General features: G+C 72.0%; 17 protein-coding genes. 9 read left to right on the top strand and 8 right to left on the bottom strand.

The features are described from left to right. Window positions 1-4: 4 nt before the first annotated feature. Complete coding sequence (locus tag CHC11_RS01800; RefSeq protein WP_245918657.1) at window positions 5-1,534, top strand: serine/threonine-protein kinase; 1,530 nt, start codon at window positions 5-7, stop codon at window positions 1,532-1,534. Window positions 1,535-2,091: 557 nt separating this feature from the next. Here CHC11_RS01800 and CHC11_RS01795 read toward each other — a convergent pair. The 3 genes from CHC11_RS01795 to CHC11_RS01785 all read right to left on the bottom strand — a co-directional run bounded on the left by CHC11_RS01795 (window position 2,092) and on the right by CHC11_RS01785 (window position 4,277). Continuing rightward, window positions 2,092-2,562 carry a hypothetical protein gene (locus CHC11_RS01795; protein ID WP_089309778.1) on the bottom strand — a complete coding sequence of 157 codons (471 nt, stop codon included), beginning with the start codon at window positions 2,560-2,562 and terminating at the stop codon, window positions 2,092-2,094. A gap of 427 nt (window positions 2,563-2,989) precedes the next feature. Next, entirely contained in the window at window positions 2,990-3,514 is a 525-nt protein-coding gene (locus CHC11_RS01790; RefSeq protein ID WP_089309777.1) for a hypothetical protein, read from the bottom strand. Window positions 3,515-3,845: 331 nt separating this feature from the next. Continuing rightward, the gene (locus CHC11_RS01785; RefSeq protein ID WP_143226882.1) at window positions 3,846-4,277 is read right to left on the bottom strand and encodes a hypothetical protein; all 432 of its coding nucleotides are present in this window, start codon (window positions 4,275-4,277) and stop codon (window positions 3,846-3,848) included. A gap of 82 nt (window positions 4,278-4,359) precedes the next feature. Between CHC11_RS01785 and CHC11_RS01780 the strand changes: the two genes are divergently transcribed. The 4 genes from CHC11_RS01780 to CHC11_RS01765 all read left to right on the top strand — a co-directional run bounded on the left by CHC11_RS01780 (window position 4,360) and on the right by CHC11_RS01765 (window position 6,746). Next, complete coding sequence (locus CHC11_RS01780) at window positions 4,360-4,866, top strand: VOC family protein (protein WP_089309775.1); 507 nt, start codon at window positions 4,360-4,362, stop codon at window positions 4,864-4,866. A 25-nt stretch (window positions 4,867-4,891) separates the two neighbouring features. Continuing rightward, the gene (locus CHC11_RS01775; protein WP_089309774.1) at window positions 4,892-5,710 is read left to right on the top strand and encodes a MerR family transcriptional regulator; all 819 of its coding nucleotides are present in this window, start codon (window positions 4,892-4,894) and stop codon (window positions 5,708-5,710) included. Window positions 5,711-5,886: 176 nt separating this feature from the next. Further along, window positions 5,887-6,249, top strand: coding sequence for a metalloregulator ArsR/SmtB family transcription factor (locus CHC11_RS01770; RefSeq protein WP_089309773.1), 363 nt, complete (start codon window positions 5,887-5,889; stop codon window positions 6,247-6,249). Next, window positions 6,246-6,746, top strand: coding sequence for an SRPBCC family protein (locus tag CHC11_RS01765; RefSeq protein WP_089309772.1), 501 nt, complete (start codon window positions 6,246-6,248; stop codon window positions 6,744-6,746). Before CHC11_RS01770 ends, CHC11_RS01765 begins: the two co-directional genes overlap by 4 nt. A gap of 24 nt (window positions 6,747-6,770) precedes the next feature. Here the strand turns inward: CHC11_RS01765 and CHC11_RS01760 are convergent, their stop codons facing one another. Next, window positions 6,771-7,547: a class I SAM-dependent methyltransferase gene (locus CHC11_RS01760; protein ID WP_089309771.1), complete on the bottom strand. Its 777-nt coding sequence runs from the start codon at window positions 7,545-7,547 to the stop codon at window positions 6,771-6,773. A gap of 127 nt (window positions 7,548-7,674) precedes the next feature. Then, on the bottom strand, window positions 7,675-8,055 hold the full coding sequence (locus CHC11_RS01755) for a nuclear transport factor 2 family protein (protein ID WP_089309770.1): 381 nt from the start codon (window positions 8,053-8,055) through the stop codon (window positions 7,675-7,677). A 113-nt stretch (window positions 8,056-8,168) separates the two neighbouring features. Here CHC11_RS01755 and CHC11_RS01750 point away from each other — a divergent pair, with 113 nt between their 5' ends. Both CHC11_RS01750 and CHC11_RS01745 read left to right on the top strand, forming a co-directional pair. Further along, window positions 8,169-8,786, top strand: a complete 618-nt coding sequence (locus CHC11_RS01750) for a TetR/AcrR family transcriptional regulator (RefSeq protein ID WP_089310266.1) — start codon at window positions 8,169-8,171, stop codon at window positions 8,784-8,786. 138 nt (window positions 8,787-8,924) lie between these two features. Then, window positions 8,925-9,893: a suppressor of fused domain protein gene (locus CHC11_RS01745; RefSeq protein ID WP_089309769.1), complete on the top strand. Its 969-nt coding sequence runs from the start codon at window positions 8,925-8,927 to the stop codon at window positions 9,891-9,893. Here the strand turns inward: CHC11_RS01745 and CHC11_RS01740 are convergent. Beyond that, window positions 9,890-11,842, bottom strand: a complete 1,953-nt coding sequence (locus CHC11_RS01740) for a SpoIIE family protein phosphatase (protein ID WP_089309768.1) — start codon at window positions 11,840-11,842, stop codon at window positions 9,890-9,892. The genes CHC11_RS01745 and CHC11_RS01740 overlap by 4 nt on opposite strands. Window positions 11,843-12,113: 271 nt before the next feature. On the opposite strand from CHC11_RS01740, the gene CHC11_RS01735 reads away from it, so the two are divergent. Next, on the top strand, window positions 12,114-13,541 hold the full coding sequence (locus CHC11_RS01735) for a DHA2 family efflux MFS transporter permease subunit (RefSeq protein WP_089309767.1): 1,428 nt from the start codon (window positions 12,114-12,116) through the stop codon (window positions 13,539-13,541). Window positions 13,542-13,688: 147 nt separating this feature from the next. Here CHC11_RS01735 and CHC11_RS01730 read toward each other — a convergent pair whose 3' ends face one another. Together CHC11_RS01730 and CHC11_RS01725 are read right to left on the bottom strand one after the other, a co-directional pair. Beyond that, window positions 13,689-15,845 carry a TerD family protein gene (locus CHC11_RS01730; RefSeq protein ID WP_089310265.1) on the bottom strand — a complete coding sequence of 719 codons (2,157 nt, stop codon included), beginning with the start codon at window positions 15,843-15,845 and terminating at the stop codon, window positions 13,689-13,691. A gap of 72 nt (window positions 15,846-15,917) precedes the next feature. Next, the gene (locus CHC11_RS01725) at window positions 15,918-17,189 is read right to left on the bottom strand and encodes an acyltransferase family protein (RefSeq protein WP_089309766.1); all 1,272 of its coding nucleotides are present in this window, start codon (window positions 17,187-17,189) and stop codon (window positions 15,918-15,920) included. Here CHC11_RS01725 and CHC11_RS41005 point away from each other — a divergent pair. Further along, window positions 17,159-17,848 (top strand): VOC family protein, encoded by a 690-nt coding sequence (locus tag CHC11_RS41005; protein WP_089309765.1) that lies wholly within the window; start codon window positions 17,159-17,161, stop codon window positions 17,846-17,848. The genes CHC11_RS01725 and CHC11_RS41005 overlap by 31 nt on opposite strands. Window positions 17,849-17,877: the final 29 nt, after the last annotated feature.

Raw genomic sequence — 17,877 nt, 5'->3', positions numbered from 1 at the left:
CGCCGTGACGACCATCGCCGACCGCTACGCACTGGACCCCGTTCACATCGGCAGGGGCGGGATGGGCGAAGTCTGGGGCGCCACCGACACTCGGCTGAGACGCCGCGTGGCCGTCAAGTTCGTCCGGTTCGGCGATGACCAGGAACTCGTGCGGCGGTTCGTCCGGGAATCTCAGCTGACCGCGCGCATGGCGCACCCGGGGGTGCCCGTCCTTCACGACGCCGACAAGGTCACCGGCGGACCCTTTGACGGGCGCCTCTACCTCGTCATGGAACTGGTCGAGGGAGTCGACATCGACGACCTGGTCGCCGAGCAGAACCCCCTCCCGATCGGCTGGGTCGCCGCGATCGCCGCGCAGGTCTGCGCCGTGCTCAGTTATGCGCACGGCAACTCGCTCGTCCACCGCGACCTGAAGCCCAGCAACCTGATGGTGGACGTGCACGGCGCCGTCAAGGTCCTGGACTTCGGTCTCGCGGTCGCCCTGGACGCTGACGAGTGCTCCCGGCTCACCAGTACGAACCAGGCGCTCGGCACGCTCGCCTACATGGCTCCCGAGCAGTTCCGGGGGCGCTCCGGCCCCGCCGGCGACCTGTACTCGCTGGGGTGCGTCATCTACCAGATGCTGAGCGGGCGCAGCCCGTTCGAGGCGCCCGACCGCGTCTCCCTCATGCACGCTCACGTCTACGAGGACGCCGTCCCCGTGGGCCGCCTACGGGACGACGTCCCGCCGGAGTTGGACGCCCTCGTTCGGCGGTTGCTGGCCAAGGTGCCGGAAGCCCGGCCCGCGTCCGCCGACGAGGTCTTCGACACCCTGTACCCCTACACGTCCGGTCTGCGGGAACTGCCGGGAGCCGTGCGCGCCGGACGCAGCCCCCTGCGCATGTACGCGGACGTCGCAGGCCGCACGCTCGCGAGCGGCCCGGCGGCACCCGTCCCGCCCGCGCGATCCGGGGCGAGGCAGCCCGGCGACTCCTTCAGTCTGGGCGACCTGGGGCGCGCCCGCCGCAGCGCCGACCAGCTCGTTCGCGAGTCGCGCTTCGAGGAGGCGGCAGGGACCCTCAGGCGAACGTCGGCGCGAGCCGAAGGCGTTCTGGGCTCCGAGCACTCCGAAGTGATCGCGCTCCGGGGCGAGTTGGCCGACGTGCTCTTCAAGGCGGGGGACTACGCGGCGGCGGCCTCCGCTTTTCACGCCCTCGCCGAGGACGTGGCCCGGCTTGACGGCACCGGCCCGGAGTCCGCCTTCCGGTTCCGCTTCCAGGAGGCCAACAGCCGAGCGCTCGTCGGTGAGATCGACCGGGCCCTGGCTCAGCTCAGAGACCTGATCGGTGACGAGGCGCGGTCTTTCGGCAAGGACGACGACAGGGTTCTGGAGCACCGGCGCCAGTTAGGTCTGCTGCTCCACGGCGCCGGACGCGCCGCGGCCGCCGTTCGCGCATTGGAGGAGCTGGCGGCCGACCTGGAACGGCTCCGGGGCCCAGACGACCAGACGCTCCAGAACGTCCGTGAAGCCCTGGCCCGTATCGGTCACGGCTGAACCGGCGATCGCCCTCCCCGCGCCCCTGACCGCCGGTCACAACCCGCGCCGAGGCGTCCGCAAGACCGCTTGACCACTGCCCCGCAGTCGGCGGCTACGGCTGCGGCACCGGCCCGGACGGTCCGTGAGGAGCCTGATCAAGGATCTGCCCGACCGAACGCGGTGGTGCCACCCGGCGTCCGGGTCACGGGCCCGTGTCGCAGGCCCCGGACCGTGGCTGCGAGCGGCATATCCAGGGCCTCGTCTCCGACATCTGGGAGAGGCCGCAAGAAATCGCCGCGCTCCAACGATTTCGGTCGCCGGTCGTCTGGCGACGCGGATTCGGACCGGCGTTGTCGGTCGCCGTCGTGACGATCGCCTTTGATCGGGCGACGACGACCTCGGAGAGCCTCTCGTCGAGAGGACGGGGGACCGCCTCCAGGACGCGCAATCCCTCGTCGACCTGGTCAACGCCCCTCGGAGTCATGAGCAAGGGCCTCGCACACGGCACGGGGGGCCTGGCGGTGCCAGGCCCCCCGGGAAGCAGGGCCTGGTGGCTGCCAGGTCCCGCGATTGAGTCAGTCGCCGGTGCGGCCGGCACCGACGATGAGCCCCGCAGCGTAGCTGCAAAGGGCGATGAGAAAGTCGCCGGGCGTGATGGCGCCCTGAGGGCCGATCGGGCCGCGGACGGCAATGCCGAAGGCGGCCAGGACGACGAACGCGACGCAGGCGGCGACCCCGACGATGACGGTGCCACCGGCGATGCCGATGACGATCTTCCGCGCGTCAGAGCTCTTGAAGGCGCCGAGGAAGACGCCGATGAGACCGCAGACGGCCCCGATGACCGCTCCGGCGATGACGTCGGCGAACAGATAGTCGAGGTAGTTGAACGCGAAGGCGTCGATCTCGTGGCGGTGGTGGAGATCAGCGATGAGGGCGGCGTAGTCCAGACCCCCGATGACGCCTCCGACGACCGCGCCAATGATGGCGCCCACAGCGATCGTGACCAGCCGACGCTTGTTCGTCGCGATCAGCCGAAGCTCGTTCATGTTGAGTCCCCTTTTTGGGTCGGGGTGCGCGTGCCTTGCACGGGCAACCGGATTGTTTGTTGAGCGCTCGTGGTTTCACCACGGTCTTGGGTCCTACCGTGCCGAGCAGGGCCCTCCCGGCAAACGATCGGATGCGGTCTTCAGGTAGGGAACCTTGCCATACGCAGTCGCGGCGTGCCGTCGTCCCGGCCCCGCCCCCTCCCGATGGCGGGAAAGAGCAGGACGGCCCAGAGGACGGCGCCGCGGACGACATAGGTGGCACCGCGAAGGAGGATGTCTGCGGGGTGGTGCCGGAATCCTCGCGTAGCGCCTGCTCGTGCCGGGCCGCGAATTCCAGCGAATTTTGTCCAAGGAAAGGGAACGGGGGGCCTGGCGTGCCAGGCCCCCCGTGGGCGAGGTCCGGTGTGAGCCGGGCCCCGCGAGTGGATCAGTTGTCGGTGCGGACGGCACCGACGACGCCCGCAGCGTAGGTGCTGCTGCCGATGAACAGGTTGCCGACGGCGATGGCACCGAGGGGATCGGGGAGGCCGACGACGGTGATGCCGTAGTTGGCCATGGCGACGCTTGCGACGCAGGCGACGACCCCGATGATGACGACGCCACCGGCGGCGCGGATGGCGATCTCCCGCGCGGCGGCGCTGCTGAAGCCCACGAAGGCGCTGAGCGAGGAGCCGATGATGCCGCTGACGGCGCCGAGGACGGCACCGAAGGTGGTCAGGGCGGCGAGGTAGCCGAGGTCACCGAACTCGAAGGGGTTGATCCCGTAGCGGTGGTGGAGGTCAGCGAGGAAGGCGGCGTAGTCCAGTCCCTCGATGATGCCTCCGATGACCGCGCCGAAGGCGGCGCCCACGGCGACCGAGACCAGCCGACGCTTGTGGGCCGAGAACAGCCGACGCGTCTTCGCCGAGATCGGCCGGAGCTTCCTCGACGCGTTCAGCCGAAGCTTGTTCATGATGGTTCCCCTTTTTGGGTCGGGGTGCGCGTGCCTTGCACGGGCAACCGGTTGTTTGTTGGACGCTCGTGGTTTCACCACGGTCCTTGGGATCTACCGTACCGAGCACGGCCCGTGCGGCAATCGATCGGGTGCGATCTCCAGGCAGGAGCGCTGCACGGTTGGCCGGCAACGTCCTCTCAGGGACCCCGAGACCGCCGCCCGGCACCGCCCGCGCCGCCTCGGCGATCCAGCGCGGCGCACCGGTACGAGGGGAACGGACGGAACGGGGGGCCTGGCAGTGCCAGGCCCCCCGTAGGTGGGACCGGGTGTGCCAGGCCCCGCGAGTGGATCAGTTGTCGGTGCGGACGGCACCGACGACGGCACCCACGGCGAAGCCGCAGGCGACGATGAGGAGGCCCCCGAAGTGACCTGCACCAAGGGGCCCGGTGATGGTGATGACGGCGACGCCGAAGGCGGCCAGGGCGACGCATGCGACGCAGGCCGCGACCGCCGCGATGGCGACGCCACCGGCGACGCGGATGACGATCTTCCGCGCGCCGGGGCTGTCGGGGCCGTCGTAGGCGGTGCAGAAGGCACCGCTGATGGCGCCGATGGCGCCGATGGCGGCGCCGAAAGCGGCCTTGGTGGTGAGGTAGCCGAGGTCACCGAACTCGAAGGGGTCGATCCCGTAGCGGTGGTGGAGGAGGCCGACAACGTTCCCTTGAGGAACCTCGACACCCGCCGCTCGGCACCGGCCGCGTTGGCGACGAGGGGAGGGCACGTGATCGTCGAGAGGACGGGGGACGATCCCTGCCACCATCCGGATTTGACCCTGACGTCGCGTCAGCCTCCACGATGAACGCATGAGCGACTACTACGACGCGTTCGAGGTCAGCCCGGTCCCCCCGCCTGGGCCCGACGCGACGCCACCTGAGATCTACCGGGGCATCTACGGCATGCCGATGTTCGTCACCGTGCCGACATCGGACCTGGCCGCGTCCGTGGACTTCTGGGTTCGCGGGTTCGGTTTCATCGACCTGTTCACGATTCCCGACCAGGTCACGCACCTTCGACGGTGGGCGTTCCAGGACGTGCTGCTCGTCCCGACCGGCGCCCCGCCGGCCCCGCCAACGGTGAGCATCAGCTTCTCCTGCGTGCTGAGCCAGATCGACGAGATCGCGCAAGCGTGCACCGCGCTGGTGCCCGACTGCACGGCCGGACCGCGGAAGACCCCGTGGAACACGGTGGATCTGGAGGTCATCACACCGGAGAACGCTCGCGTGATCCTCACCGCGGCGCGGACCATCGACCCTGACAGTCCCGAGGCGCGCAACCTCAAAGCGGCCGGCATCCCCTTCCCCAAGGGGTGAAATCGCGAATGTCAGACTCGACGGCATGACCGGCACTGCGATGGACGATGCCGCGGGCCCCGGCGGGCTGACCATCGGGGCCGCGGCATCGCACGCGGGAGTCACCGTGCGCACCCTCCACCACTGGGACGCGATCGGGCTCGTCCGCCCGTCGGAACGGACTGCCGGCGGTTACCGGCTCTACTCGGCGGCCGACGTCGCGCGCATCAACCGCGTTCTCATCTACCGCGAACTGGGTCTGTCCCTCGACGACATCGGTGAACTCCTCGATGCTCCGGCCGTCGACATGACCGTGCCGCTGAGGCAGCAGCGCGCCCAACTCCTCGACCGGATCTCCCGCCTGCAGGCGATGGTCGATGCGGTCGACCGCATGATCGAAGCCGCGAGCGCCGGCATCCTGCTCTCCGCGGAGGAACAAGCCGCGATCTTCGGGCAGCGCTGGAAGCCGTCATGGCTCGCGGACGCACGCGAGCGGTGGGGCGAGACGGCTCAATGGGCGCAGTCCGCCGAGCGTGCCGCGGGCAGGGCCCCCGAGGACTGGCAGCAGATCGCCGACGACATCGCAACGCTCGAAAACGACCTGGCAACGGCCAAGCGCGCCGGCGTCAGGCCAGGCAGCGCGGAAGCCGATGTGCTGGCCGAACGGCACAGGGCCTCCATCGGCGAGTACTTCGACTGCACTCATTCGATGCAGGTCTGCCTGGGCAGAAGGTATGCCGCGGACCCCGGCTTCGCGGCCTACTACGACGCGATCGAACCAGGTCTGACCAGCTGGCTCCGCGACATCATCGACGCCAACGCCCGCGGCAAAGGCATCGACCCGGACTCAGCGACCTGGACCTGACGCGCCCCGCCGCGCGCAGGCGTGATCGCCCACCTTGACGACACCCCCAGCGGGCTCTTCGACCAGGTGAGCACCGGCCCGCCCTTCTCGCGGCGCTTTTCGCCTCCCCGGTTTCCCCGTGGGTGCAAGGCGGCCCGCCGTCGACAGAAGCGTAACCTATAGGTTACGCTTTCGGTGTGGACGACGTGGTGAGGGCGATCGCGGACCCGGTGCGCCGGGAGGTTCTGGTCTTGCTGCGCGGCGGTCGGCTCACGGCGGGGCAGATCGCCGGACACTTCGAGATCAGCAGGCCGGCCGTGAGCCGCCACCTGCGCGTGCTCCGGGAAAGCGGCCTGGTACGCGACGAACTCGTCGGCAGGGAACGGCTCTATGAGATCGACCCGGCGCAGCTGACCCACCTCTCCGCGTGGCTCGCGCAATTCCTCCAGCCGCACGGCTGGGAGCACCGCTTCGACGCGCTGGAGACGGAGGTTCGTCGGACCCGCCGCGACCGCCGTGTCTCCAGCACCTCCGACGAGACGAAGGAGAACACCGGATGAACCCTCGACCCACCGGCAGGCTGGTCCGTACCGGCACCGGAAGTGATCTCGTCCTGACCCGCTCGTTCCGGGCATCCGTCGAGGACGTCTGGGCCAGCGTCACCGAGCCCGAGCGCACGGCCCGCTGGTTCGGCCCGTGGAAGGGCGAGGCCGCGCCGGGCCGGACGATCCAGGTGCAGATGACGTTCGAAGACCAGGCGCCATGGAACGACATGCGCATCGAAGCATGCGAGCCCCCGCGGCGGCTGGCCCTCTCGGCGACGGACGAGTTCGGCAGCTGGCACATCGAGCTGCTGCTGTCCGAGGCCGACGGCACGACCGAGCTGCGGTTCGTGGAGCATCTCGACAGCGAGGAGCAGATCGGCGAGAACGGTCCGGGCTGGGAGTACTACCTGGACATGCTCGTGGCCGCGCGCGACGGCTCACCCCAGCCGGACTTCAACGCCTACTATCCCGCCATGAAGCCGTACTTCGTCGAGCTGGCCGCCCGGACCTGACCTGGCCCCCGTGCGGGCGAACGGTCAGTGCCGGCGTGCTTCGATGATCCAGGCACGCGAGTCGAAGTACACGCCGCCGCCGGTGTCGTGGGCGGCGAGAGCGGCTCGTAGCCGCGTGCGCGCCTGCTCGACCGTCGCCGCGTCGAGGCCGGCGAGCAGATCCTCGTCCCAGAGGCGGAGCACATTGTCGAAGGCTGCGGCGCTGTCCGGGCCGTAGTAGACGGGCTCACGGACGTCGGTGAAGCTGACGTCCGTGAAGCCCGCCGCCGCCAGGATCGCTTCGGCGGCGGCCGGGTCGGCGAGTGAGAACGGGTCTGGACCGCCGGTCGGCGAGGCGGATCCGGGATCGCGGGGCCGGCGGATCGCGGCGGCCCATTCATTGCGGTCGCGGCCTTGCCAGACCAGCAGCACCAGGCGCCCCCCGGGCCGCAGAGCGAGCCCGATATTGGTGAACGCGGCGACCGGGTGGGCGAAGAACATCGTTCCGAACCTGCTGACGCAGAGGTCGAAGTGCGCCGGAGCGAAGCGGTGGACCTGGGCGTCCCCCTGCTCGTAGGTCACGTTGGACAGTCCCTCGTCGTCGCTCAGCCGGCGGGCCCGTTCGAGCATCTGCGCGGATCGGTCGACGCCTACCGCGCTTCCTTCGACGGCGGCGCGGGCGGCCTCGCGCGTGGACTGCCCGGTGCCGCAGCCGATGTCGAGCACACGGTCGCGGGACCCGACGCGGGCGGCGGCGCGGAAGATCTCGTTGTGCAGGCGCAGTTCAGCGTCGTAGTCGAACACGTCGGTGTGGTCGGCCATGGTCAACAGATCCCTCTCGCTGGTCCTGTGGAGCGCCGGGTAGCCCCACCATCCTGACCGCCGTCACTGACGAAACTCGTTCGGGCTGCGGTGAACAGGCCCTCCGAGGAAACCTCGCCGAACACTCCTAGGCGAGCAGGTCCTCGGGACCGGCGGAGGGCGGGAAGCCCGTTCCGGCGCCCCACATCTCCGCGAACCGGCCGTCCTCGAAGCGGAAGATCTCGAACAGTTCGGGCTGCGCGTCCCCGTCCGGAAGAGCGAGCCCCTCGACGGCCGAGCGGACGGCGGCCCTGTCGCCGTCGACCAGGATGTCCCGGGCGACGACCCGCATGCCGGGGAACCGTGCGACGAGCGCGCGCCAGGCCGCCTGGCCGGCCTCGAACCCGGCGCCGAGCGGGTGGCTGAAGAAGTCGGGCGTGTGCAGAGCGGCGGCCTCGTCGAACCGCCGGCTGTTGAAGCACTCCTGCAGCCGTCGCACCAGGGTGCTTGCGTCCTCGCGTGCGGTCATCGGCGCGATCTCCTCATGGCGGGTGCGTGACGGGCGACGCGGCGTCAAGCGGTGCGGCGCCCCGGTTGGTTCCAGAGTATCCGGTGCGCCGCCCCGGTTATGCTGTGATCGACATGTCCAGCCAGCCACCCGAACCCGAACCGGCGAAGCCGCCGGCGGCCCCCCGGCGCGACCGGGGGTTGCGGGCCGACGCGCGCCGCAACCGCGAGCGGGTCCTGCGGACCGCTCGGCAGCTGTTCGCGACGGAGGGGCTGGGCGTCCCGCTCGACGAGATCGCCCGCCGGGCCGGCGTCGGCCCCGGCACCGTCCACCGGCACTTCCCGGCCAAGGAGGAGCTGTACCACGCCGTCGCGATCGACATGCTGGAAGGGCTGGTGGCGGAGGCGGAGGCACTCGCCGCCACCGGTGATCCCGACGCCGTCTTCACCCTGCTGGGCCGGATGATGGCCACGGGCGCCGCGAACGTGGCCGTGAAGAGCGCGCTCGCGGCCGCCGAGTTCGACCTGCGCACCACCGCCCCGGACGTCGCGGCAGACCTCACCCGCCACGTCGCGGACCTGCTCGGCCGCGCACAGGCGGCGGGCGTCGCGCGCGCCGACGTCACCGCCGACGAGGTGATGGCCCTGGTCGCCGGCGCCTTCGCCGCCATCCGCCACGCCGCTGCGGAGACCAGCCGCGAACGCTCGACCCACATCGCCCGACTCATCCTGGACGGTCTACGCCCCCGCTGAACAGCACGTGCTCGAACGCCCGGGGCCACCGGCGATTTCGCCTCAGCTCTACGGCCGTGAGTCCGGGCGATCGGGGGTGAACCTTGATCGTGTCGGGTGCGTCGGTACGGGGGACGGTGGGTCGACGAGAGGAGCGGGATGCTCAATCTGCACGGGTGGAACGCGATCGACGGGGTGCTCAAGGAGCGGTACGGGGACGCGGAGCGGTTGGAGTGGGGCGCGCCCGTGCCGTACCGGCCGGTGGGGCCGATGCCGATGGGGCAGTTCGTCACCAACACGATCGCGATCTATCCGCGGGACGAGCCCGTGCCGCACTGGCATCTCATCGGGTACGCGCTGACGGCGCCGTACGAGGAGCGCGGGTACGAGTTCACGCTGCGGGTGCCGCGGCGGCCGGAGGAGACGGAGGCGCCGAACTGGGCCCTGGCGCACCTGGAGCACCTGGCTCTGTACGTGGTGAAGAGCGGCAACGACTTCCAGGTGGGGCACTACATCGAGTTCCCCGACCCGCTCGATCCCGAGCGTCCGGACTCAGGCGTCCGGGCCGGGGGGCTGGTGCTGGATCCGGAGCTCGGGCGGGCGCGGACGGAACTGGGGGAGATCGCGTTCCTGCAGTTCGTCGGCCTCACCACCGACGAGCTGCACGCGGCGCAGGCGTGGCATGTGGCCGGGCTCGTCGAGGCGATGGCCCCGCACCTGCCGCTGCTGGTCACCGATCTCGACCGGATGTCGCTGGCGGACCTGCCCGATGTCGCGTCGACGGTCCGCGAGGGCTCGGCGCGGGAGGGGTCCGGGACCGGGTTCCTGTTCTTCGAGCGGCTGGCCGCCGACACCTCGGACGGGGTCACGCTGGAGATCGGCGTCCAGCACGTCCCGCAGTTCACCAAGGTGCTGCCGGCCCGGGTGCCGCACGGGAACCCGCTGATCCTGCGCGGTCCCGGGGAGCCCGTCGTGCTGGCCCCGGGACGGGATTTCCGCCACACCCGCAACGGCGAGACCCTGGAGATCACGCTGCCGGACGGGGTGTGCCGCGCCGTCGCGGACGCCGTCCGGCCGCGGCCCGGGACGTACCGGGTCGGGCCGCTGACGGTGAACGTGGTCGACTAACCGGGCTCGGCCGTCGTGTGGGGGAGGGCGACCATGGCCATGACGTGCTGCGCGGGGCTGCCCGGCGGGGCGTAGAGGAGGAACGGGCGGCCCGGGGGGTCGGTGCGGGTCTCGGCCTCGTAGAGGACGGCGACGCCGGCGCTGGACAGGTGGGTGACGCCGGTCAGGTCGACGGTGAGGGGCGTGGTGCCGCCGCGGGTGCGGACCACGAGCTCCTCGCGCAGCTGCTCGGCGGTGGCGGCGTCGACCGGGCCGTCCAGCCGGATCCGCGGGTGCCCCTCCGAGGGCTGGTCCAGGATCAGCAGCAGGTTCGGCAGGTCCGACGGGACCGGTGACGGCGTGACCTCGCCGGGCGCGAGCAGCCGCGCGGGACGGGTCAGCCGGTGCCGGACGGTCGCCGTCGTCCCGCGCGGGCCCGTCTCCACGTGCAGTTCGTCGGCGAAGTCGCTCGCCATCGCCAGGCCGCGGCCGCGGTCCTCGGTGGGCTGCCAGGGCTCGCGCCAGTTGCCGTCGTCGGCGACCTCGATCTCGACGACGCCGCGCCCGGTGCACTCGGCCCGGATCCGGACGGCGCCGGGCGTGCCGTCGTAGGCGTGCTCGACTCCGTTGGTGACGAGCTCCCCGATCGCGTGCCGCAGGAGGATCACGTCCTCGGCGCGGGCCCCGAGGTCGTACAGCCACTCGTCGAGGGCCTTGCGGGCGGCGGGGATCGCCTCCGACTCGGCCGGCAGGTCCAGCAGCAGCGGGGCGTGCGCCGCGGTCCGCTGCGCGGCCAGCAGCGCGATGTCGTCGTCGTGCCCGGACGTCCTGACCAGCAGCTCCAGCGTCTGCGTGGTGAGGCGGTCGACGGCGGCGAGCCAGTCCTCGCGCAGCGCCCGCCCGGCGGCGACGTCCGCGGCGACCTCCGCCAGCTCGACGGTTCCGGCCGCGACGTCCTGGCCGGGCCGCCGCAGGAGGCCGTCGCTGTACAGCAGGAGCTGGTCGCCGACGTCGAGGCGGTCCTCGGCGAGCGGGAAGCCGGTGCCGGTGCCGAGCGGCCCGCCGCCGGACGAGCGCAGGTAGCGGGCGGGGCCCCCGGACGGGATCAGCAGCGGCGGCGGATGCCCGGCCGTGCAGTACGTGAGCCGCCCGTCCGCCGGGTCCACGGCGGCCACGCACAGGGTCGCCGACCGGGCGGCGGGGAGCCGTTCCGCCAGCCGGTCGGCGGCGGCGAGCGCCTCGGCGATGTCGCCGGTGTGGTCGAGCCGGTCCTCCAGGACGGCGCGGAGCCGTCCCATCGCCGCCGCCGCCTCGACGCCGTGCCCGGCCACGTCCCCCACCACGAGGGCCGTCCGGCCGTCCGGGAGGGGGACGGCGTCGAACCAGTCGCCGCCCGCGGCGGAACCACCGCCGGCCGGCAGGTAGCTGCCGCCGATCTGCAGGCCCGGCAGGATCGGCAGGCCCGCGGGCAGCAGCTGCCGCTGCAGCACCCCGACGACGTCCGGGGGCCCGTCGCGGCCCTCCTCGGCGGCCCGGCGCGCCGCCTGCCGCTCCCGCACCCGCTCGGTGACGTCCTGGGCGAACGCCACGAGCCGGACCACCTCGCCGCTCGCGGACTTCTGCGGGACGACCGTGCAGTCGATGTAGACGTCCTCGTCGGGACCGCCCTCGCGGGGGAGCTGGATCCGCCACTCGCGCGCCGTCACCGTCTCACCGGTGCGGAACGGGCGGTCGAGCAGGTCGAACAACTGCTGGGCGACGAGCTCGGGGAACAGCTCGGAGGCGGAGCGGCCGAGCACCTCGTCCCGCTCCACCAGCGCGCGGTAGGCGGCGTTCACCGCGACCAGACGGTACTCGCCGGGGGTCTCGACCCCGGCGACCGCGGCCGGGATCGCCTCGAACACCTGCCGGACGGTCCGGGCGTCGCCGGTGAGCCTGTCCATGTTCTCGTCGCGTGCGGATTCCTGCATCAACCCTCCGGATGGTCACCTCCGTGCGTCCCTTTGTTTCCGACTCATCCGGGTTAACACCTTGTGACGCACTCGTTGCGCAAGCATCCGGTACCCGCTTGCGTCGAGGAGATTCATCTCATACCCGGGGCGTCCCGCGCCAGGCCCGGCGTGCGCCCGGACGCGCCGCGGCACCGCCGGAGCGCCTCACCTGGTCCTAGGCCGATCGGACCTCGCCGGTCGGGACCGCAGACCGACGCGGCCGGGCCGCCCCGGCGACCAGCATGGACGCATGACCGCAGACCTCACCGCCGCGGCGACGGCGCGGCCGGCCAGGGCGCAGACCCCGGGCTGGGCAGCGCTGCTCGCCGCGTCGATCGGCCAGTTCCTGGTCGTCCTCGACATCTCCGTCGTCAACGTCGCCCTGCCGCACATCCGCGAAGGGCTCGGCCTCGGCGCGACCGGCCTGCAGTGGGTCGTCAACGCCTACTCGCTGGCCTTGGCCGGGTTCCTCCTGCTCGGCGGGCGCGCCGCCGACCTGTTCGGCCGCAAGCGCGTCTTCATCACCGGCCTCGGCCTGTTCACCGTCGCCAGCCTCGCCGGCGGGTTCGCGCAGGACGGCGCCATGCTGATCGGCGCCCGCGCGTTCCAGGGCCTCGGCGCGGCGATCCTCGCGCCCGTCACGCTGTCGCTCATCACCGGGACGTTCCCCGAGGGCCCGGCGCGGACGAAGGCGATCGCCATGTGGACGGCCGTCGGCACCGCGGGCGGCGCGACCGGCGGCCTCGTCGGCGGGCTGCTGACCGACTACCTGAGCTGGCGCTGGGTGCTGCTGATCAACGTCCCGGTCGGCGCGGTGGTCGCCGTCGTCGCCGCCCGCTGGCTGCGCGGCGAGGGCGACGCGGCCGGGCGCCGGCGCCTCGACCTGCCCGGCGCCGTCCTCGTCACCGTGGGCGTGGGCCTGCTCGCGTTCGGCATCGGCGAGACGGGGGACCACGGCTGGAGGGGCGTGATCCCGCTCGCCGCCGGCATCGTCCTGCTCGCCGCGTTCGTCGCCGTCGAGGCGCGCACCTCCGAGCCGCTCGTGAAGCTGGGGCTGTTCCGGCTGCGCAGCGTCGCGGTCGGCAATCTGGCGACCCTCGTCGGGACGATGGCGGGCTTCGCGCTCTGGTACTTCCTGTCGCTCTACATGCAGAACGTCCTGCACTACAGCGCGGTCCGGACCGGCCTGTCGTTCCTGCCGCACACGGCGGGGATCATCCTCGGCTCGCGGCTCGCGCCGCCCCTGATGGCCCGGATGGGCGCCCGGCGCCTCGCCGGCATCGGCGGGCTGCTGGCGGCGGCCGGCTTCGGCTGGCAGGGCCTCGTGCTGGACGCCGACGGAACGTTCCTCACCGCGATCCTCGGTCCGGGCGCGGCCATGGCCCTCGGCTTCGGCCTCCTGATGACCCCGCTGGTGGAGGCGTCGACCAGCGGCGCGGACTCCTCGGAGGCGGGCGCGGTCGCGGGCGTCGTCAACACCTCCCGCACGATCGGCGGCGCGATCGGCCTCACCGTCCTCGGCACCGCCGCGGCGCACACCGGACCGGACCTGGTGGACGGCTACTCGGCGGCCTTCCTCGTCGCGGCCGTCATCACCCTCGCGGGCACGGCCATCGTCCCGTTCCTGCCGCGGCCCCACCGGGCGTCCCCGTCCGAGGGGGAGGAGGCTGTCGCGTGACGCGCGGCCCCGGCCGCGGACGAAAGCAGAACGGGCGCGCCGGAAAGGCGCGCCCGTTTCTGCCGGAAGCGAGGAAAGCGAAAAGGCTGGTGCATCCAAAGTGTGAGAAGGAAGCCTTTTCATGGCCTCGCACGCCGACTTTATCAGTCAGGCCGGGATCAGGTCGCCCAGATTTTCCGGCGTGTACACGGTGGAGCCCTCGTGCAGGCCGTCCGGGCGTTCCAGGCCGATGAACGTGACCGGTTCGGCAGGCGCCGTGCCGTCCCAACGGACGGTCTTCCCGGCGTCGAGCAGGTCCACCAGATGGCGGACGGTCAGGTAGCGGCGCTCCACGATGCCGCGCAGCAGCTCCGCCGTCGTCACGCGGTTGTCCTCCACCCGGTTGAACTCCGGCGCGCCCTGCAGGTGCAGGTGCAGCCACTTGGCGCGCCACCGGCCGTCGTCGCCGCGCAGGAACACCATCGGCAGCGCGACCCGGCCCGGCCCGCGCAGCTCCGACTTCGCCCGGACGGTCCGCGCCTCGAACGGGCGCCCCTTCTGCTCCCCGTCGCGCAGCATGAAACCGAAGAACGACTCGTCGACCTGGTCGAACCCTTCCCCGGAGTAGATGTCCACCTGCGGGACGATGAACCGGGCCCCGACCTTGGCCAAAGTCAGGTTGATGAACTCCGAGGCGCCTTCGGGGGCGTTGGTGATGTCGCCGGAATGCTCTCCCGCCACGGACTCGAGGTTGGTGTAGGAAATCCATTCGGGGTCGCCATAGTCCTCGCCGAGCATGAGCACGGAGAGGTCGAAGTCCGTCCTGCGCTCGTGCTGCCGCCAGTAGACGAAGAACCGCAGCAGCCCGCCGTCGACGGGCGTCACCGAGCCCCGCGGAAGGACGCCGAGCCCCTTCCCGGCGGCCTTCCCGCTGAGCGGCAGCGCGACGTCGAGCACGTCGGGGTCGACGACCAGCCGGCCGACGGACGGGAGGCGGCCCCGGATCTCCTCGTCCAGCAGCGCCGAGAGCCGCTCCGCCGCGTCCGGGTCCAGGGGCGGGCGGGTGTCGGGGACGGTGACGCCGCGGCCGAGCCGGTTGGCGAACAGCCGCGTCCGCCCGGCCTCGGCGGCCCGGTTGAGCAGGTGCTCCCGCACCGACAGCAGCACCCGGCCCGAGACGCGGTCGACCACGGACTCGGCCGTGTCCAGCACCGCGTCCTGCGAGTCCGGCGCGAGGCGCAGCAGCCGGTCCAGGGATCGGAACAGCATCCCGGGCGCGCCCGCCGCCACGCGCGCGGCGCCCGCGACGTCCCCGGACGCCAGCCGCGCCTCGAAGCGCGCCGCGACCGACGGCGCCTTCCTCTCGCCGCGCGCGACCGCGAACACCTCCGCCGCCCCGGCCCACTTCGGGTACTCGTGCGGGTGGAGCCGCTCGCCGAGTCGCTTCCACGGCTCGCGCCAGGCGGCGACGTCGCCGAGCTTGCCGGGGTGGTCGCGGACCACGCCGTCGAGCGCGGCGAGCAGCGCCCGGCGCGTGGGACGCGGCATCGACACGAACCGCGTGGGCTCCTGGAGGGTCACGTCGCCGTCCGACAGCGCGCACGCCAGGCGCAGCACGTCGGTGACCGTGTCGACGAGCAGGTCGGCGCCCAGCGCCAGGCGGACCCGGTTGACGACGGCGCGGTTCTCCCGGACGGGGATCCGCGCCGGGTGCGGTCCGGAGGCGTGGTGCGCGGCCAGCTTCCCGAGCGTCTCCAGGTCCTCCTCGCCGAGCGGCGTGGTGCTCTCCGCGAGCCGCAGGTAGAGCTCCGCGGCCTCCTCGGTGAGGGCGCGCCCGAGGTGCAGGACGGTCACCCGGTCGTCCGCGGCGGCGACCAGCTCGTCCTGCGCCGCCAGCATCTCCTCGTAGGTGTGCTGGTAGCGGCCGTAGCCCTTGAGTGCGAGCAGGTCGAGGACGCCGCTTCGCCGCGCCTCGCGGGCCGCCGGCGCGAGCTCGGCGTCCTGCAGCGTCTCGTGGAGGAGCCCGAGCCAGAAGTCCAGGGTGGCGGGCACGTTGTCGGGGAAGTCGCGGAAGTAGGTGTTGTGCCGGACGTGGTCGCCCGCGATCTCGCGGACGGTCGCGAGCGTGCGCACCGCGACGCTCCGGACGGTCTGCGCCGACAGCTGCGACAGCGCGCGCAGGACGTCCCCGGACAGCTTGAAGCCGGCCGACATCAGCGCGGCGTCGAACTGCCGCGCCACCGCCGCCCCCTCTCCGGACGGACCGGACGGCGCGGGAATGCGATGCGTGTGCCGGACGACCAGTGCCTCAAGCCAGATGTTCACCGCGCCATGGTGACAGAGCACCATAAATCACTGCACTCGATTAAGCGCTTCCGATTGGCCGGCCCGTGCTTTTCAGGAGGCGAGGGCGTGCTGTTCCAGCCGCCTGTCCGGCGGGGAGGGGCGGGTCAGGCGCCTGCCCAGCCGTTGCGCGGGCGCCTCGATCCAGCGCTGCGAGGCCCAGCTCGCCGCGATCAGAACGAGAAGGAAGAAAGCGAGGCCGACCGCGTCCTCGCGTCCGGAAACGCCGAGGAATTGCGCGGCCGCCATCAGCAGCAGCGGATGCAGCAGGTACACCGAGAAACTGATGGTGCCGAGACCGGTCGTCCAGGCGGGAAAGCGCCGGTGCCGCAGCCGCCACCCGGCCGCGAAGGTCGCGGCCGCCGCCAGGACCGCGCCGCACCACACGAGCTGGGCGTTGCGACCGTAGGGGGCCGCGTTCCACGTCCCGGCGGCGAGCGCGCCGGTCAGGACCGCCGCCCCCGTCGCCCCGGCCGCGCGCCGCGAGATCTGGCCGTGCTCGGCGCGGTGCACGGCGGTGCCCGTGAACATGGCCGCCAGCATGAGCAGGCCCTCCCACGCGCCGACGCGGCCGTTGACCGCGACCAGCGCGAGGGCGAGCAGCCCGCCGAGCAGCCCGCCCGCGACGCGCGGCGCGGAACGCCGGGACGACGCCGCCGGGATCGCCACCGCCAGGGCGGCCACCGTCACCGCGACCACCGGACCCGTCCCCGCGGTGCGCGACAGCAGGGCGGCGGGGGCGTACGCGCCCGTCAGCAGCCCGCACGCCGTCAGCGCGACCGCCACCAGCGCGACCACCGTGAGGACGACGGCGGCCGGTGCCGAGCGGCGGTGCCCGCCGACGACGAACAGCGCGACGACCAGCAGATAGAAGGCCATCTCGTAGGAGAGCGTCCACAGCACGTTCATCGCGTTCGGGACGTTCAGGACGTCCTGCAGCATCGTCATGTGCGCCAGGACGGCGGTCGCGGGGGAGTACCGCTCCAGCCCCGCCCGGAGTCCGAGCACGCCCAGCAGGAAAGGCAGGACGGCGAGGAGGCAGGTCACCGCCAGCAGCGGGTAGATGCGGAAGAACCGGCCGAACCAGAACTCGCGCACGCTGCCGCGCCGTTCCAGGGAGGCGGGCACGATGTATCCGCTGACCAGGAAGAACACCAGCACGCCGAACAGGCCGGGGTCGAACCGGTCGGCGAGCCGCACCCGGAGGTCGGGCAGGTACACGTAGCTCGCGTGGTGCAGCGCCACCGCCAGGGCCGCGGCCCCCCGCAGCGCATCGAGCCACCCAAGTCTGGACGATGCGGGGGAAACACCCAAAGCGGGAATCATTCCGACAGACTAGTTGCTCTCGCCTCATCTCCACCATCGAACGCAGGTCTTCCCTGAAGCGCATATCTGCCGTGAAATGGATGCGAAACAGTTCTCGCTCGCCGCTCGGAAAGCGGCGGATCGGAGGGGCAATGCCGGGGATCACGCATCGCTCGACCAAGGAGGCCGCGGTCAGGTCGCGTTTCCTTTCGCACGGCACACTCAAGATCACTGATGTGGCGGCCACCCGGCGCTTCTACGAGGAGGTGCTCGGCCTGGAGGTCGTCCAGCCGATGACGGCGGTCCTCTACGCCCGGCTCGGCGGCGACCACACGTACGTGTGCGTGGAGTCCAGGCCCGACCGCCCCGACATGCCGCTGCTCTACCACAACGGAATCGACGTGGGCAGCGACGGGGAGGTGGACGAGGCGTACCGCGAGATAGCGGAGGTCGGCGAGGAGTACGGGGTGAAGGAGCTCAACAGGCCCGTCCGCCAGCACGGCGTCTACTCCTTCTACCTCAAGGACCTCGACGGCAACTGGTGGGAGATCGGCCACCTGCCGCCCGGCGGCTACCGGTTCCGCTTCACCGACGCGCGCAACGACCTCACCGGCCGCACCGACCTCACCCCCAAGGAGGCCAAGGACGTCTTCCTCAACCCGATCATCGAGACCGACTGACTCGTCCCCCCGAGTGACCGTGACACCGG

Origin of the sequence: Actinomadura mexicana, assembly GCF_900188105.1 — a bacterium.
In the GTDB taxonomy this organism is placed as follows: Bacteria; Actinomycetota; Actinomycetes; order Streptosporangiales; family Streptosporangiaceae; genus Spirillospora; species Spirillospora mexicana.
This window is presented reverse-complemented; position numbering and strand designations above follow the sequence as displayed.